The following is a 277-nucleotide window of genomic DNA, read 5'->3' as shown; positions in this document are numbered from 1 at the left end:
GTAGAGGCTGACATGGATGGCCTGGGTGCTGAGCGTGCCCAGGAACAGCGTATAGCCATCGGGTGCACTCCGGGCGACGGCCTCGGCGCCAATGATCCCGGCCGCGCCGGTGCGGTTCTCCACCACGACCGACTGACCCAGCTCTGCTGCCAGGCGCTCGGCGAGAAGCCGGGCAATCAGGTCGGTGTTGCCGCCCGCCGCGAAGGCAACGATTAAGCGGATTGGACGTGTGGGCCAGTAGGCGGAACCCTGAGCTTTGGCTGCAACCAGTGGCAGT

At 66.4% G+C, this 277-nt stretch carries 1 protein-coding gene; it reads right to left on the bottom strand.

Going from position 1 to position 277, the window contains the following annotated elements:
• Window positions 1-277 (bottom strand): tripartite tricarboxylate transporter substrate-binding protein (locus D9599_RS30980; protein WP_309228772.1); only part of this gene is annotated, 277 nt, incomplete at both ends.

The organism is Roseomonas sp. KE2513 (genome assembly GCF_016107305.1).
Taxonomy (GTDB): domain Bacteria; phylum Pseudomonadota; class Alphaproteobacteria; order Acetobacterales; family Acetobacteraceae; genus Roseomonas.
Note: the sequence above shows the minus strand (reverse complement) of the source record. Positions and strands in the feature narration are given on the sequence as shown.